At 59.3% G+C, this 16,705-nt stretch carries 15 protein-coding genes; 12 read left to right on the top strand and 3 right to left on the bottom strand.

Annotated features, from left to right (window positions below; all coding sequences use genetic code 11):
- Positions 1-152: 152 nt before the first annotated feature.
- From QD172_RS02525 to QD172_RS02515, 3 genes are all read right to left on the bottom strand, one after another.
- Positions 153-1,631: a BCCT family transporter gene (locus QD172_RS02525; RefSeq protein ID WP_279854804.1), complete on the bottom strand. Its 1,479-nt coding sequence runs from the start codon at positions 1,629-1,631 to the stop codon at positions 153-155.
- Between the two features lie 280 nt (positions 1,632-1,911).
- Positions 1,912-3,597: a BCCT family transporter gene (locus QD172_RS02520; protein ID WP_279854803.1), complete on the bottom strand. Its 1,686-nt coding sequence runs from the start codon at positions 3,595-3,597 to the stop codon at positions 1,912-1,914.
- Positions 3,598-3,965: 368 nt separating this feature from the next.
- On the bottom strand, positions 3,966-5,672 hold the full coding sequence (locus QD172_RS02515) for a BCCT family transporter (protein WP_240499701.1): 1,707 nt from the start codon (positions 5,670-5,672) through the stop codon (positions 3,966-3,968).
- Positions 5,673-6,155: 483 nt separating this feature from the next.
- Between QD172_RS02515 and QD172_RS02510 the strand changes: the two genes are divergently transcribed.
- From QD172_RS02510 to QD172_RS02455, 12 genes are all read left to right on the top strand, one after another.
- Entirely contained in the window at positions 6,156-7,112 is a 957-nt protein-coding gene (locus QD172_RS02510) for a GlxA family transcriptional regulator (RefSeq protein WP_176494141.1), read from the top strand.
- 202 nt (positions 7,113-7,314) lie between these two features.
- Positions 7,315-8,358 (top strand): YHYH protein, encoded by a 1,044-nt coding sequence (locus tag QD172_RS02505; protein ID WP_279854802.1) that lies wholly within the window; start codon positions 7,315-7,317, stop codon positions 8,356-8,358.
- Between the two features lie 100 nt (positions 8,359-8,458).
- Positions 8,459-8,749 carry a hypothetical protein gene (locus tag QD172_RS02500; protein WP_176503824.1) on the top strand — a complete coding sequence of 97 codons (291 nt, stop codon included), beginning with the start codon at positions 8,459-8,461 and terminating at the stop codon, positions 8,747-8,749.
- A 132-nt stretch (positions 8,750-8,881) separates the two neighbouring features.
- Positions 8,882-9,943: a YHYH protein gene (locus QD172_RS02495; RefSeq protein ID WP_279854800.1), complete on the top strand. Its 1,062-nt coding sequence runs from the start codon at positions 8,882-8,884 to the stop codon at positions 9,941-9,943.
- Between the two features lie 325 nt (positions 9,944-10,268).
- The gene (locus QD172_RS02490; RefSeq protein WP_279854799.1) at positions 10,269-10,829 is read left to right on the top strand and encodes a HupE/UreJ family protein; all 561 of its coding nucleotides are present in this window, start codon (positions 10,269-10,271) and stop codon (positions 10,827-10,829) included.
- Positions 10,826-11,377 carry a hypothetical protein gene (locus QD172_RS02485; RefSeq protein ID WP_279854798.1) on the top strand — a complete coding sequence of 184 codons (552 nt, stop codon included), beginning with the start codon at positions 10,826-10,828 and terminating at the stop codon, positions 11,375-11,377. Before QD172_RS02490 ends, QD172_RS02485 begins: the two co-directional genes overlap by 4 nt.
- Before the next feature lie 135 nt (positions 11,378-11,512).
- Positions 11,513-12,634 (top strand): YHYH protein, encoded by a 1,122-nt coding sequence (locus QD172_RS02480; protein ID WP_279854797.1) that lies wholly within the window; start codon positions 11,513-11,515, stop codon positions 12,632-12,634.
- Positions 12,631-13,257 (top strand): YbhB/YbcL family Raf kinase inhibitor-like protein, encoded by a 627-nt coding sequence (locus tag QD172_RS02475; protein ID WP_279854796.1) that lies wholly within the window; start codon positions 12,631-12,633, stop codon positions 13,255-13,257. Before QD172_RS02480 ends, QD172_RS02475 begins: the two co-directional genes overlap by 4 nt.
- A 75-nt stretch (positions 13,258-13,332) precedes the next feature.
- Entirely contained in the window at positions 13,333-14,031 is a 699-nt protein-coding gene (locus tag QD172_RS02470) for a PEBP family protein (protein ID WP_279854795.1), read from the top strand.
- Positions 14,032-14,254: 223 nt separating this feature from the next.
- A complete protein-coding gene (locus QD172_RS02465) occupies positions 14,255-14,866 on the top strand; it encodes a hypothetical protein (RefSeq protein ID WP_279854794.1) in 612 nt (203 codons plus the stop codon).
- Between the two features lie 162 nt (positions 14,867-15,028).
- The gene (locus QD172_RS02460; protein ID WP_279854793.1) at positions 15,029-15,592 is read left to right on the top strand and encodes a hypothetical protein; all 564 of its coding nucleotides are present in this window, start codon (positions 15,029-15,031) and stop codon (positions 15,590-15,592) included.
- 199 nt (positions 15,593-15,791) lie between these two features.
- A complete protein-coding gene (locus tag QD172_RS02455; RefSeq protein ID WP_279854792.1) occupies positions 15,792-16,700 on the top strand; it encodes a hypothetical protein in 909 nt (302 codons plus the stop codon).
- Positions 16,701-16,705: the final 5 nt, after the last annotated feature.

Genomic DNA, 16,705 nt, shown 5'->3' with positions numbered 1-16,705 from the left:
GGCAGATGACGAAAAAAGGCGGGCATCAGGCGTGACACGGCCCTGCACCTCGTTAGAGGGCAGGGCCGTTGTGCTGGACAGATTGCGTCGCGCCAGATCGTTGTCTTGGATTGTGTCGGCACGCGCTGCGGCGCATCACACGCCATGGCGGTTCAGCGCTGGGTGAGTGGCGCCGATGTCGGGATTGCCTGGGAGGCGCGATCACGGCGTACGCGGATCACGAAGGCGATCACCAAGGCGAAGATACCGAAGGCGACCGGTATCGCGGCGACCGAGATCAGGCTCAGCAGGGTCTTGTAGACGTCGCCGCCCAGCCAGCTGACCACGATGGCCAGGGCGGCCATGGCGATGATCCAGAAGGCGCGTGAGCGCTTGACGGTCAGCATCTCGCAGACCAGTCCTGCCGAGTCGGCACTGGTGATGAAGAACAGCAGGATGTTGAGCGTCAGTATCACCGAGAGGATGCCGGTGGTATCGATGGTATCGATCAGCTTGAACACGTCCTCGACGCCCAGGCTGAGACTGCCGAGACCGAACACCACGAACCACAGGCACGAGAACAGGGTCGGCACCAGCATCACCCCCAGCACCATGCCACGCAGGGTACGGCCCTTGGAGATGCGCGCCACGAAGACGCCGGTGAAGATGAACCAGCCGTACCAGGCAGCCTCGAAGGCATACAGCCAGTCGGCCAGCCATGCCTTGCGCTCCGGATCACCCAGGCCGATGTCGGTGGCCATCGCCGGGTACTTGAGCAGGTATTCCGGCACCAGACGCACGAAGGTGGAAAGGATGTCGCCGGGGACGGTCAGCACCAGCACGCCGATCATCAGAATGATGGCGAACAGGGTGTTGTAGTTGCTCAGCCACTTGATGCCGCGCTTGAGGCCAGAGGCGGAGGAGATGATGGCGCATACGGCCAGCACGCTGATGATCAGGGTCGGGCTGAACTCGATGCCGACCAGCTTGACCAGTCCCTGCTGGATCGGGGTGGTCGCGTAGGTGAAGGACAGCGACAGGCCGATGACGGTGGAAACGACGAGGCTGACCAGATTGAGCTTGCTCCACAGGCCATTGCCCAGCAGTTCTTCGGCGGGCTTGGTCATCTTCATGTTGTACATGGCATGCGCGAACAGCGCGCCGATGGCCAGATAGCCCGCCCAGGCAAGCAGGCCCCAATGATTGAAGGCATTGAGCAGTGCCATGTCGGTGCTCTGTCCGGCATCGGTATGGTACTTGGGTTCCAGCACGCCCCAGGTGAGCAGGCCGATGCCCATGCCGGTGGCAAACAGCATGCCCATCCAGCTCAGGGTGTGGAATTCCGGTTCGCCTTCACCGAAGCGCAGCTTGCCCAGCGGCGTGAAGCACACCGCGACCATCACCAGCGAGATGGCGAAGGCCGGCCAGGTGAAGATGAAGCCGAGATTGCCGATCACCGAGGTCTTGACGGTGTCGAGGGCCGCGAGGAATCCCGTCGGGAAGAGGGCGGCGGCGCCGATCAGCAGCATGATGACCGCGACGGTGGCGATCGAGGTCAGGTACTTGCCCTTGGCGGAGTCTGTGTCCCCCAGGCCGCAGACGGAATCCGTGGTGGCCTCGGGCTGGCGGGAGGAGGAAGTGTCGGTCGTCATGAGAGCGCGATTCCTGAAGTTGTTGTTGTCGAACTGGCAAGCTGACGGCAGCAAGAAGTCGTCAAGAGAGGGCAGATAACGATGGCTGACTCCTGTGGGTGGCAAGGACCTCATAAGCCTATCTTGCCCTCTGGTTAATTTTTGGTTATTGGCGACCAGTATTTGCCATGACACGACATTATGTGTCTCGTGGAACGTCTGACGTGAAAGACATGCCTCAAGGCCCGCCGTTGCCTGTTGGCACGACGGGCCCGGGTCGAGTGAGGGGCTTAGAGCGGGCTCAGGGGCCTGTGTGATGCTGGGCGGGTTTCTTGGACCTTTTCAGTGCGTTGCCGGATTCCTGATAGAGCGCCACCAAAAGGCCCATCGTCATTGCCACGATCACGAAGCTCATCGGCAAGGCGGCGGCCATCAGGATGGTCTGCAGTGCCTTGAGGCCGCCTGCCATCAGCAAGGTACCGGCCACCAGTCCGATGCAGATGCCCCAGAAGATGCGGTGACGCGCCAGCGGCTCCTCATCGCCCAGCGACAGGATGGTGGTGACCACCAGGGTGCTGGAGTCGGAGCTGGTCACGAACCAGCTGATCAGCAGGAAGATCAACAGCGAGGAAAGGATGACTCCCAGCACGCCGTTGCCGGCCAGGGCATCGGCGGTGGCGAACAGGGCTTCCGGCAGATTCCAGTTGCGCACCAGCGTCATCAGCTCGCCGGTCCCCGGGCCCATGGCGGCCGTCAGCTCCTGATGCAGACCGGTACCGCCGAACAGCGCCTGCCAGAGGAAGATGATCAGCGGTGGGGCGATCAGCACGCCGAGGATGAACTCGCGCAGGGTGCGTCCCTTGGAGATACGCGCGATGAACAGGCCGATGAACGGGGCCCAGGCCAGCCACCAGGCCCAGTAGAAGATGGTCCAGCCTTCCTGCCAGCTGCTCTCGCCCGGGGTCTGGGCGACCCAGAGTCCCATCGGCACCACGTCGCGCAGATAGGCCAGCAACGTCTCGCCGAACAGCGAGATCAACCACAGGGTGGGGCCGCCGATCAGGAAGCTGCCGACCACGAGCACCGAGACGCCGATGTTGAGCTCGGAGATGAAGCGGATGCCGCGCTTCACGCCGGAGACGGCTGACGCGATGGAGATCACGCTGATGACGGCGATCAACGCCAGCTGAGTGCCGAGCCCGGCATCCAGTCCGGTGAGGCGGTTGAGCCCGACGGCGATCTGGCTGACGCCGAGACCCAGCGAGGTCGCGATTCCGAAGACACAGCCCAGTACGCCCATGATATCCACGGCGTGACCGATGGGACCGTAGATGCGCTCGCCGATCAGCGGATAGAGCGCCGAGCGCAGTGCCAGGGGCAGGTGATGGCGGTAGGCGAAGTAGGCGAGTGTCATGCCGACGACGCCATACACCGCCCAGCCATGCAGGCCCCAATGGAAGAAGGCCACCTTGAGGGCCTCGACGGCGCGGGCATGGTCCATGCTGGTAGCGCCGGCCAGATCCGCGTGCGGGTTGTTGGGGTACCCGAAGCCCCCGGAGTCGTCGAAGTAGAACAGTGGCTCGGCGACCCCGAAGAACAGGATGCCGATCCCGACGCCTGCCGAGAGCAGCATCGAGATCCAGGTGAAACGCGAGAACTCGGGTCTGCTGTCCCTGGGGCCGAGTCGCAGGCTGCCCCAGGGAGACACCACCATGACCAGTGACAGGGCGATCATGCCCACGACCAGGATGAGGTAGTAGGTGCCGAAGGTGTTCTCGATCCAGGCGCGGGCGGCGCCGAACAGGGCAGAAGAGGCCTGCGGACTCAGGCCGGCACCGACCACGAAGGCCAGCAGCAGGCCGGCAGCGGTGAGTGTCATGCCCTTGTGCATGCCCTTGAGCGGGCCGCGGGTCTCAAGGCGCTGCGTCAAATCAGGGGGGATGCCGCGGTGAGCGGACTCTTGCGAGTCCTGTTGGGCGGGTGTCATGGGAACACTCCTTTATTGTTGTGATTGTTGTCTCGCACTACCTGTGTGGAACGTTCTGGACATCAGACATCGACACGTTCTAAGGCTAGAGCGTCGTCCCCGATCATTTTCTCCCCAAACGAAGTCCAGTTAGCTGAACGCGTCATGCGGCAAGCGTCAGGCCGGATTTTCGGGTAATTTTCGCTGGAAGCCTGCAGTGCCTCGGCGCTCAGGGGCCCTCCGAGAGAGGCTGGAAGAGGATGTCCGGGAGCCAGAAACGCCAATCCCCGCCGGGCCTTGTGGCCTCAAGCGGGGATTGGTGTCATGCGGGTGCCGGCATCAGGTCACGGCAGGACCCGTGACCGGCATTGGTCAGACTGACCGGCGGATCAATTCAGGCCCGTGTCGGGGGAGGCGCGGCGACGTGCCTTGAGCGCCATGCGCGATTCCTCGATCAGGGCGATCAGAAGACCCAGTGTCATGAGCAGAATCACCAGGCTGACCGGCAATGCCGCCGCCATCAGCACGGTCTGAAGGGCTTTCAGGCCGCCGGCCATCAGCAGGACGGCAGCGACCGAGCCGATGCAGACGCCCCAGAAGATCCGGTGGCGCGCCAGCGGCTCCTCATCGCCCATCGACAGGATGGTGGTGATGACCAGGGTGCTGGAGTCGGAGCTGGTCACGAACCAGCTGATCAGCAGGAAGATCAGCAGTGAGGACAGGATGACGCTCAGGGTGTCATTGGCCACCAGTGTATCCGCCGTGGCGAACAGCGCCTCCGGCAGGTTCCAGTCGCGGATCATGCCCATCAGTTCGCCGGTTCCCGGGCCCATGGCTGCGGTCAGTTCCTGGTGCAGCGCGGTGCCACCGAACAGCGCCTGCCAGATGAAGATGATCAGCGGCGGTGCGATCAGCACGCCCAGCACGAATTCACGCACGGTGCGGCCCTTGGAGATACGGGCGATGAACAGGCCGATGAACGGCGCCCATGCCAGCCACCAGGCCCAGTAGAAGATGGTCCAGGCATCCTGCCAGTCGCGTTCCAGCGGCGTGCCCGCCACCCACAGGCCCATGGGAATGACGTCACGCACATAGGAGACCAGCGTCTCGCCGAACATGCTGATCAACCACAGCGTCGGCCCCCCGATCAGGAAGCTGCCCACCACGATGACGGAGACGCCGACGTTGAGTTCGGAGATGATGCGGATACCCCGGCTGACCCCCGAGACGGCAGACGCGATGGAGATGGCGCAGATCACGGCAATCAGCACCACCTGGGTGTAGATGCCGGAATCCAGCCCGGTCAGGCGATTGAGGCCGACGGCGATCTGGCTGACGCCCAGGCCCAGCGAGGTGGCGATACCGAACACGCAGCCCAGTACGCCCATGATGTCGACGGCGTGGCCGATGGGGCCATAGATGCGGTTGCCGATCAGCGGATACAGCGCGGAGCGCAGGGCCAGCGGCAGGCCGCGGCGATAGGCGAAGTAGGCCAGGGTCATGCCGACGATCACATAGACCGCCCAGCCATGCAGGCCCCAGTGGAAGAAGGCCAGCTTGAGCGCATCCACGGCGCGCGCATGGGTCATGGCGGTGTGGCCGGCGAGGTCCGCGTGCGGGTTGTTCGGGTAGCCGAAGCCGCCGGAGTCATCGAAGTAGAACAGCGGCTCGGCGACCCCGAAGAACAGGATGCCGATGCCGACGCCTGCCGAGAGCAGCATCGAGACCCAGGTGAAGCGAGAGAATTCGGGACGGCTGTCCGGTGCGCCGAGGCGCAGGTTGCCCCAGGGAGAGAACACCAGGGCGATGCACAGCCCGATCAGTCCGACGATGGTGACGAGATAATAGGTGCCGAAGGTGGACTCGATCCAGGCGCGGGCGGCGCCGAACAGACTCGCGGACATGTCGGGTGCCAGGCCCGTGGCCAGGACGAAGAGCAGCAGCAGGCCCGCTGAGGTCAGGGTCATGCCCTTGTGCATGCCGGTCAGCCAGCCTGAGGTCTCGACCTGCACGCTGGAACTGGCGTCGGGATAGGGCAGAGGGGCGGTATTCGTGGAATCGGGAGAGGACGCGGGGTCGGATTGGGAAGGGGTCACGCAGTAACTCCTGTTCGAGCTGGTCAAAGGGCCAGCGATCCCTGTCTCGGTCGAGGCATCGGGGATATCGACCGCTCATCCGGCACCATTATTGTTGTCGTGTTGGCAACGAGAAGAGATGAGGAACGCATTTTGGAAAGAGCAGTTCTTGGCTAACTGCCTAAAAACATTACGATATATTATGGATGGAATTGTTTTTGATGGCTACAGCTTCTGGAAAAATCACGCTACGCCAGAAGCGGGTCGGGCAAGCGGGACGCGAATCACCGCGACATGATCACCAGGCGCTCGCACTGAGGCCCCGGGGATGCCCGGGAGGCGGCATGGTGAAGTCTCGTCGACAGGTAAATTTCAACAGTCTGTTTTGTCGTAAGGCGAATTATTGTTAACGTAATGCGTCATTTTTGACGGTCGTCGTCATGTCACGCTCTCGGGTGATGACCCATGACACCTCTCTTTCCCTGTCACGGAGGCTCTCGCGTCATGCGTCTCGACTATTCCGGCCCCTTGCCCGAAACGATCGGATTTCTGCTGCTGCCGCGTTTTTCGATGATGGCCTTCTTCGCGGCGGTGGAGCCGTTGCGCATCGCGAATCGCATCAGCGGCAAGCCGCTGTTTCGCTGGTTGCTGATCAGTGAGGATGGCCAGCCGGTCACGGCATCGAGTGGCATGACGCTGGTGGCGGATCACAGCATTCTGGATATCCGCTCGCTGCCTTCGCTTGCGGTATGCAGTGGCTTCGAGCCGGAAGCTCACCTGAATCGCGCTCTCACTGGCTGGCTGAATCGCCTCGATGCCGGTGGCTGTGTGCTGGGCGGGCTGGATACCGGGTGCTTCCTGCTCGCCGCGGCCGGACTGCTCAATGGTGAGCGCGTCACGCTGCACTGGGAGAGTCTGCCGGCGTTTCGCGAGCGTTTCCCTGCCATCAGCACCTCGGATGAATTGTTCGAGCTGGGCGCACGGCGTTTCTCGTGTGCCGGGGGAGCGGCGGCGATGGACATGGCATTGGACGTGATTGCCCGGCGGCACGGCACGGCCCTGGCAGTCGATGTCTCCGAGCAGCTTGTCCATGACCGCATGCGGACGCGTACCGATCAGCAGCGCATGACGCTGGCGCGGCGACTCGGCACTCACAAGCGCCAGCTGGTCGATGCCGTCGCCTTGATGGAGCAGCATCTGGACACCCCCCTGTCGCTGGAGGAGCTGGCCCGACGCTGTCGCATCTCGCTCAGACAGTTGCAGCGTCTGTTCGAGCAGGAACTCGCCACGTCGCCGCGAGCCTGGTACCTGAGGCTGCGGCTGGAGCGTGCTCGGCATCTGCTCAAGGAGACGGATCTCGATATTCTCTCCATCGGACTGTCCAGCGGCTTCACGTCGAGCTCAAGCTTCTCGCGGGCCTATCGCAATCACTTCGGGCACTCCCCGCGAGCCGAGCGCTAGGGCTTCGGTAGGGCAGTTCTCGTGAAAAAGTCAGTTCTCATGAAAAAGTCAGTTCTCATGAAAAAGGCAGCTTTGTGCAAATGAGCGGCGTGTCTTTCCTTATGGAACGTGTTTTCCATAGGCTTGGCCTCGCGATGGGTGGGCCGTTCAGGTGAAGTGCAGATGACGTGCTGATGCCCTGGTGATCACAAGAGGAAACACGATGAAGCGAATGGCACTGGCCTCGTTGTTCAGCGCGGGGGTCGCCAGCCTGATCCCCGTGTCCGCGATGGCCCACGAGGGAGATGTCTCGGAGCGACTGGCGCAGATCGCCTCCCTGTTCGATGCCCGGAGCATCGTGGCTGGCCCTGAGGTAGTGGATTGCACGCTGTCCGGTGGGACCGAGACCCAGTGCTTCAGCATCACGCTGAAGAACTCGCTGGAGTCCAGCGAGATGGGCCCCTGGTGTCCCGGCAAGCTCTCGGACGGTGCCGACAAGGGGGGTATCTGGGTGCGTGACGGCAAGCAGTACGACGTGGATGGTGCCTTCATCGAGAATCTGGCCACCTTCTATGATGACCCCGAGTGGCAGCTGTTCGACGAGGCCACCGGCAAGGTTCACGTCACGGATACCAGGACGGCCTGTGATCAGGCGGCGCGGCCGGATGTGGCCGAGGCGTACCACAACTACTGCGTGGAATGCCGCACGGAATACATGGATGAGGTCGTCGAGACCACCTATGTGCTGCCACTGGTTCCCGTTGCCCGTCAGGAAGCGGCATCAGGACGCACTCCGCCAATTCCGCGGGGAATCGCCTTCAATGGCGTCAGATTCGATGCGGCAGCGCCTCAGGATGCGATTCTTGCCGCCCATACCCTGGCGCCTTTCGATGACTGCGGAGGGCATGTGAATCTGCATGTCGGCTATCACTATCACGGTGCCAATGGCTGCAGTCCCGCGAAGGAGAACGTCGCGGCGGATGCCCCGATGATCGGCTTTGCCATGGATGGTTATCCGATCCTGGCCAGACTGACCGGTGACGAGGCCGAGAAGGCAGAACTCGACGCCTGCAGTGGCCATGTCGGTGCAGGCATCGGATACCACTATCATGGCAACAGCGCCGAAAAGAACGAGATTCTGGGATGTTTCCATGGCGAGATAGGCTGTGCACTCGACTCACCGGATGCTGTCTGCACCGCAGATGACATGGGACATCGCGGGCCACCTCCCGGTGAGGAAGATCGTCCGCCGTCCGGGAAGGAGTGAGCCTGCAGGCACCTGAACACCTGTCGTTTTCTGACATATTCGTTGCACATTGCGTCAGCAAGCTTGTCGTCATTGAGTGATGACACAAGGAAATGCCGACATGAAAGCCTCTGAAACTCCCTCCGCTCGCGTGACCTTTCGTCGTCGCGGCAGCCTGGCCTTGATGGCGGGCGCACTGCTGGCCATCAGCGGGATGAGCATGGCGCAGCCTCCGGGTGGCAAGCCGCCGCAGGAAGCCTTCGATGCCTGTGCCAGCAAGCAGGTGGGAGACCAGTGCCAGATCGCGGTGCCTGAGGCAGACTCGCTGGTGCCGGGACATTGTGTCGCTCCGCCCCAGGGTGGCGAGACGGCCTGCTTGCCGGATGATGCCAAGCAGGGGCCCAAGCACTGAGGTCAGGGCCTGAGCCAAGCCTGAGTCCAGGCCGAGCTTGACCCTCACGGCTGTCCCTCCCATCGACACCCGCCACGCTGATCACTCGAGAGAGCAACAGCGTGGCGGGTGTTCTCTCTTTGGAGCCTACTCATGAAGACGGCACGCCTTGTGCGAGAGACCGCATCGATCACGGCCTGGTTGCCGGCCTCCCTGTTGATGGCAGGGGTGGCCCATGCCGAAGTGGTGCCGGGCCAATTCTCCACGGCCGCGCTGGTCAAGGCGCCGGAGACCGTCAGCTGTACGCTGGAGAATGGCAGCGCTGCCCAGTGCACCCGACTTGTCGTGAAGTACCAGCCTGATGACCTGGAGATCGGCCCTTTCTGCCCACCGACGCTGGATGATCAAGGCGGTATCTGGCAGTGGGATGGCCAGCACCCCGGTCTATATCGGCTGGATCGTGCCTTCTTCGAGATGCTCGATACGCTCGGGTTTCATTTTCATGATGAGGACGAGACGCTTCACATCATGACGGACCTGAGCAAGCGTCAGGAAGAGGCCAACAACTGCCTCAACGTGGCCGAGGATGAGAGCGTCGAGATGACCGTGCTGCTGCCTGTCGTCCCGGTGCCGGCCGACTCGCCGACGTCGCTTGGCACTGTCGCCAAGGTAGGCCTGGCACTGGATGGCGTGCCCATCTTCGCCGATGCTCCCTCGGTGCTGGATACCGGCAATCTGCCGGCATTGGATACCTGCGGCGGTCATGTGGATCCGGGTGGCTGGTATCACTGGCACGCGACGGCCACGGATATCGATAGCGTCTATGACACGCAAGGCGTGGATGCCCATTGTCAGCAACCGCAGAGCAAGAGCGCCCAGTTCGCTTATGCCTTCGATGGCTATCCGATGTTCGGCAGTGAAGACCCGACGGGCGAGGTGCCGACCGATCTCGACAGTTGCAATGGCCACTTCGGCCCGACCGAGCGTCACCCGGAAGGCGAGTATCACTATCACGCCACTCAGGAATTCCCCAACCTGCCCGCATGTCTGAAAGGCGTGGTGGCGAAGGACAACTTCACTACCAATGCCAGGATGGGGATCGGCTCTCCACGCAAGCCGGGTCAGGGCCCCATGCCCGGCCATGCAGGCGACGGACCTTCGGACGGGCCAATGCCGGAAAACGATGATGACAGCGCCGGGGGCGGGGCGCCTTGAACAGCGCCGGGGGCGGGGCGCCGTGAACAGCGCCGGCGCTCCGGCGCTGCGTGCCATGCCATACCCTGCTGTCTGCACGAATGTCATGGTCTTTTCCAAGACTTCCGCGTCTCGGTGCGTGTTTCACACTGCTGCTGTCTCCCCCCAACCGAGAGATCTCTTCACTGGATTTGCCTTCATGCCGCTTTCTCGCACCTCTTCATGCACCTCATCTCGCACCACATCTCACACCTCTTCTCGCGTTGCGCCTCTCGCGGCTCACTCCGCTCGGCGTCGTGACTCGCGGCCTTGCCGCATGCCCCGTCTGACGGCTGTCATTGTCGGCATGTTGACGGTGCTATTCACCCAGACAGCCAGCGCGCATGTCGATACGGATAGCGTCGGCGGCTTTGCCGCGGGCTTCCTGCACCCCCTCACGGGCCTGGATCACTTTACCGCCATGGCAGCCGTGGGGCTGTGGGGGGTGATTCTGGGGCGTCCTGCTTCCTGGCTGTTGCCGGTGGTCTTCCCGATGATCATGGCGCTGGGCAGTGTGGTGGGCATCGTGGGGGTGGCATTGCCCGGAATCGAGATCGGCATTGCCTTGTCGGCTTTGGTGCTCGGCGGCTTCATCGCGGGGCGCGTGCGCCTGCCGCTGTGGATGGCCTGTGCGGTGATCTCCGTCTTTGCCGTCTGTCATGGCTACGCCCATGGGGCGGAGTTGCCCCTGGCGTCTGATCCCTTTGCCTTTGCGATGGGCTTCATGGTGGCCACCGGCAGTCTGCATGCCGCGGGTATCGGCGTTGGCATCATGGCGGAGCGCTTCCGTCAGGGCATGTTGCTGCGCGGATTGGGGATTCTGACGACACTGCTGGGTGTCTACTTCCTGGTCGAGGCATTGTCATGATGTGGCCGGAACAGTGGATGATCGGCGCTCGCGCCGTCTGTGGCAGCCCGGTGATCCTGTATCTCATCGTCACGGCGGGTCTTGTCGGAGTCGCCAGTCAGGACACGCTCACCTGGAAGGCGGGCGGGCGAATTCTGCTGCGGCTCATCAATGGCCTGCTGCTCGGGATCACCCTGTCACTCTTTGCGCCACAGACGCTGGTAATGGCCGTGATGGGACTGGCCATGCTGGTGTCGTTGCTCGTCGCGATTCACGTACCGCTGCGCCATGCCTTCGGTCAGGGCATCTTCCAGCGGGTGCCGGCGCTGCTGGCCGGGCTGGTGGTGGCGCTGCTGTTTCTGGGCCATGAGGTGGCCTCGACACCCTTTGCCATTCTTCTCGGTGTCATGATGACGGTGATGTGGGGTGTCCTGCTTTGCTGGGTGATATTCGCGTTGATCGGTCGCCTTCTGCCTCGTGCGGCCTTCGTGATCGCGCAGCGAGTGCTGGGCGCCTGGATGGTCGCGATCGGTGCCATGTCACTGACCTTCATCGTGATGCAGTGGTAGCCGTCCCGGCATGACGAGAAGCGCCCGGAGACCCTGTCGGCCTTCCTGCGTCCGCGTCTGACTGGCTGACACCTCAGACCACCCGGTCATGCGCGAATGCCTCATGAATTCATCGTCCGACACACAGGAAAGCTCATGCGCCCACATTCCCTGACGTCTCGGGGACGACCCCGTATCGTGAAGCCCTTGGTGGCACTGACGGTGGCATCCGTTCTCATGGTGCCAGTGTTCTTCCATGTCGCGCAGTCAGTCGCCAATGATCAACCCTCGCTCGCGAAGGCCCAGTCCGGCTCAGAGGAGTCCACGTCGGAGGCAGCGGCGCAGCGTATGGCCAGGTCCGCCGCCGAGGCGCATTGCGCCGCCGTGAAGGCTTCCGTGCAAGATGCCGGTTTCGCCGACTCGGTGTCTGTCACCTGCCAGGACGGCAAGGCGCTGATCACCTCGGATACCTACCCGGATCACGAGATGATGACCGGTATCGTGGGCACCAATGAGCAGGTGCCGGTGCCCGCCAGTCACTACACCTCGCCCGTCATGCTCGAACCCACGCTGGGGGACACACCGCAGACGCGAGACGCGGCCTTGGGCGTCGCCGTCAATGGTGTGCCCATCTACGACTATACCGGAGGTGGGGAGATGTCCCCGGGGGATCTTTCCGTCTATCAGGCCAGCAACGATACCCTGGCGACGCAGCAGCTGGATGCCTGTGGCGGGCACGCCGGCCGCGGCGATGATTATCACTATCATGTCAAACCCGTCTGCATGATGGACAAGATGAAGAATGCCGGTGGCAACCCCATCATCGGCTGGGCCTTCGATGGCTATCCCATCTATGGCGATGACAACCCTGATGGTTCCCCTATCGCGATGGATGTGCTGGATGTCTGCAACGGACAGCCTGACGACACCTTCGGGTATCGCTATCACACCTCCGAGAAGGCGCCCTACATCATTCAGTGTCTGATGGGCGAGGTGCCCGACGCGAAGGACCTGCCGCGAGTAGCACCGCTGAATGTCGGGAGCGACTCTACAGAGGCCAACAGCCGTGGGCGGCCTGCAGGCACTCCGCCGCAAGGGGGCGTGGAAGACCTGGTCTTTACCCAGCAGGCGGATGGCAGTCGCAGCATGGATTACACCTATCACGGTGAAGCCTATTACATTCGCTATACGCCCACCGATACGCCCAATTGCTATGACTTCGAGACGCGTACCGTGACGGATGGTGGCGACGTCAAGACCGGGGAGTACTGCCGATGATTCGGGCATGGTCGAGCAAGTTATCGAGCAATCTGGCGGGCAAGTTCTCAAGTGCATGGCAGACGCGTCTAGCACGTGGCTTGGTCGTCGGGCTTGGTGCGATGGCCCTGGCCACACCGGCGCTGGCACAAGGCGACTTCACGCTCACCAGCCCTGCCTTCAATGATGATGGCTGGTTGCCGGATGACCTGAAATGCACTCGTGACGGCGGCGATGGCGTCACGCCGCCGCTGACATGGGGTGATGTGCCTGACGGCACACAGAGCCTCGCCCTCATCATGCATCACTATCCCAAAGGCACCGTCGAAGGTCGTGACGCACCCAGCCAGTATTGGCTGCTGTGGAATCTTCCGGCAGATACCCGGGCACTGCCGCGCGGCAATCCGGTATCGCTGGGGGATGAGGGCGCCGACAAGGACAAGAAGCGTATCGGGTATACGCCACCTTGTTCACCTCCCGGTCCTGAGGGCTCATATCACGACTACACGATCACGCTGTATGCCTTGAAGGCACCGCTGGAGGCGTTGCCGGATCATGACGACATGAGCGTGAACTGGGACACGATGACCGAGGCACTGCAGGGCAAGGTGCTGGATTCCTCCTCCATCACCTTCCGTAACTGAGCAGATGATGGACGCAAGACACCCCCCTGCAAGCCAGGAAGCGCGATCGCCATTCATCACGAAAGGAATTTTTCCATGCGCACATTGCTGACCGCCGCCCTCATTCTGGCTGCCGCACCTGCCTTTGCCGATTCACATGCCAAGCATGAGCATGCGGTCAAGCCCAAGGCCGGCCCCCAGAGTGGCACCAGGCTCAAGGCCGAGGTCTGGGTCGATAACTGGTTCGAGATGTACGTCAATGGCGAGAAGGCGATGCAAGACAGCGTGCCGATCACCACGGAGCGTTCCTTCAATTCAGAAACCGCCATCATAGAGACGCGATTCCCGGTGACGATCGCCATCAAGGCCAAGGACTTCAAGGAAAATGACACAGGCCTTGAGTACATCGGCACGGACCGCCAGCAGATGGGCGATGGCGGTATGATTGCCCAGTTCCGTGATGCCAGAACAGGCGAGGTCATCGGGGTCACCAACCGCGACATGCATTGCCTGGTGGTGCAACACGCGCCTGTCGAGGCTTCCTGTGCCGATGAGAGCGACCCACAGGCAGGCGAGGGCGCCTGTGACTTCGAGGAAACCACGGTGGACGGTGACTGGACGGCCCCGGACTTCGATGACAGCGCCTGGCCGGCTGCCATCGAGCATCAGTACAGCGATGTCAGCCCGAAGGACGGCTACGACGATATCGACTGGGATGACAGTGCCAGGTTCGTGTGGGGGAAAAGCCTCAAGCAGGACAACACCTTGCTGTGCCGTATGACCCTCGACGGCTGATCGCACGCTCCATCCTCCACTGATTGATCAATAAAAAAGCCGTCCCTGAACATCAGGGACGGCTTTTTTACTTCAGTGTATAAATGAATTTATTAAATAAATTATAGCTCCAGCCTTATGTTAAGTGATGGCTAAGTCCGTTGCAGTAATGTTTTTGTTTTAAGTATGGTATGATAATCTATGTTGTCTTAGATGATATTTCTTTGATTAATATAGGTGACATATGGAAATGTTGATGGGGGTTTTGAAAGAAGGAAATATTGTATATATAGCTGTGGCATTAATGGTTACATGTTTTTTTAATATTAATTCTATTTGTAGTTTCTTTGAAGAAAAAAAGCGGATTAAGTCTAATAGAATTGCTGAAACACTCACTTGTGAGGACTTATCTACATTCACTAAAAAAATGCTCAACGAAGAACTTATAATCGAAAGATTTAAAAATACTACTGGATTAGATTTAAATGCGAGGTCTAGAGAAGAATTTTCTAGAATATATTGCTATTCAGAAGGTGAAATGTCTATAAGTTTGTTTAGGCGTGCAAAATATATGATAGGATATTCTGATAACAAGATTGTTGTTAAGATAGGGGGGTTTATGCGTATTAGCTTGATTTATAATTTTATTATGGGATGTTTTTTTCTATTGAGTAGTGTATTTTTTATACTTGCTATGATGGTGGTGAATAATCTTGATGTATACAAGTATATTTCTTTGATAATAACGTCGTGCACGTTTTTCTGTGTAGGGTTATTATTGTTACGAGAAGCTTCTAGTTATCTGTCTGCCAAGAAGATAGCAAGGTATCTTGATTGTTATTATGGGAGTGATTGATTTTTATAAAGAGAGCTATTAAATCTCTTTGAATAGTTTGGAATAACTTGCTTTTGTGCAAATCCCAGGAAGCAGTGTTGAAAATAAATGTAAGCGCGGCATGGTTTATGCTATATAGTTTGATGATGGCATATTGTATTATAACTTTTTAAGGTGCACGTTATGGATGATAATGTCCTTAGGAAAATTATTGATGGCAATAGACAATTGGCCAATTTTTGGAATAGCGCTAATGGTTGGGCACCGGAGGGAGCAGCTGAGTTTTTATCAAAATCGCGCCTTGATTGGCAAGTGGAATTATCTGAAACACTCTATATGTGGGATTTCCAAGATGCAAAGAAAGGACAATTAATACTTGCGTGGGCTAACCTGGGAGCATTGGTTGAGGGAACCCTAAAACTTTTTTTTGGCGTGTATTATAATGACTATATTAACGACGATGATTTATATAGATATGGCGCTAAGGGTAAGGTAATCGAGCCAGATATACTTGGCCTCGAGAAGTTAAAGGTTTTTTTAGTTAAAAAGGAAATACTGAGTGATGAGTGGAGAGATTTTGTGAGTTTAGTCCAGTCCCGAAGAAATGCTATTCATGCTTTCAAGGATCGTGATATAGGAGATGAAGATGAGTTTAATACTAATGTTTCTCGTTATTTAGATTTTATGCGCATGATTAATGGTTTTTTTCATTATCCTGAAGAATACTATTCAGGGCCTACTTTTTAGTATGCTTGTAGATATTTGTATTGCATTCTACAGTGGAGTGATTTATTACACTGTATAGTGAGGTGTTTTTATTTTTAATATCCGTAATATTATTGCTGTTAGGCGACATAATTGATTATTAAATTGAAATATGCTAGTTGTTTGAAGTAACTAATTGTACTGCGATCGCTTTGATAATTATTCAGTCAATGGAGCACTTATGCAGTTCATGAAGAATGCCAAGGAACTGGCGCGCAATCCGCTCGGCATCATCGCGCTGTTCATCTCGTTGATCTACGGCTTCGCGAGCCTGTTGCTGAATTCATCCGCAGACAAGCTGACAGAGGTCGAGCGTTGGCCGCTGATCGCCTTCATCGTCATCTTTCCGCTATTGGTGCTGGGCGTGTTCTATCGTCTGGTGACCAGGCATCATGGCAAGCTCTATGCCCCCGGCGATTACCACAAGGACCGCTCCTTCATGCGCACCCTGTCGCCCGCCGAGCAGGAGGAGCGCCTGACGGCCGAGGTACAGGACTCACTGGGCGGAGAGCCTGGCATCGAGATGCCGCCAGCCAAGGCGTCGTATGCCCAGCCACCCGTGGATGATGCCGACGTGGCGCAACTGCTCCACGACGACAGTGACGATACGTCGATGGCGTCACCCGCCGGTGGGGCGGTGACACCGCATGAGATGTCGCGGGAGAAGATGACGCGAGAGCATCGCCATGAGCTGCGCGCATTGAAGACCGCACTGGTAGGACAGATCGTCCGCGAGTCTGGGGCAGAGCCGTCCGGCGAGGTACGTCATGATGTCCAGGTAGGGGATACGCGGGCTTGCTTCGATGCGGTGTTTGCCGACAAGGCCTCCACGACTACCTTCGTGGATGTCAGAGTGCTCAAGCATCACGCCAGGGCCGAGCGTATTCTCGACAGCATTCTCTATGAAGCTCTCATCGCACAGCGGGCGCTGGAGGATGATTTTCGTCTGATGGTCGTGGTCGTGATCTACGGCGACGCGGACCTGCGTGAGCGACTACAGGCCCGCTGGCAGCCGCGGGTCTCACACTGCCCGGCGGATGTCGAACTGCGTGTTCTTCGACGCGATGACGTGCGCTGTGAGGCAGCGTGATGTGC

Source organism: Cobetia sp. 10Alg 146, assembly GCF_029846385.1.
Taxonomy (GTDB): domain Bacteria; phylum Pseudomonadota; class Gammaproteobacteria; order Pseudomonadales; family Halomonadaceae; genus Cobetia; species Cobetia marina.
Note: the sequence above shows the minus strand (reverse complement) of the source record. Positions and strands in the feature narration are given on the sequence as shown.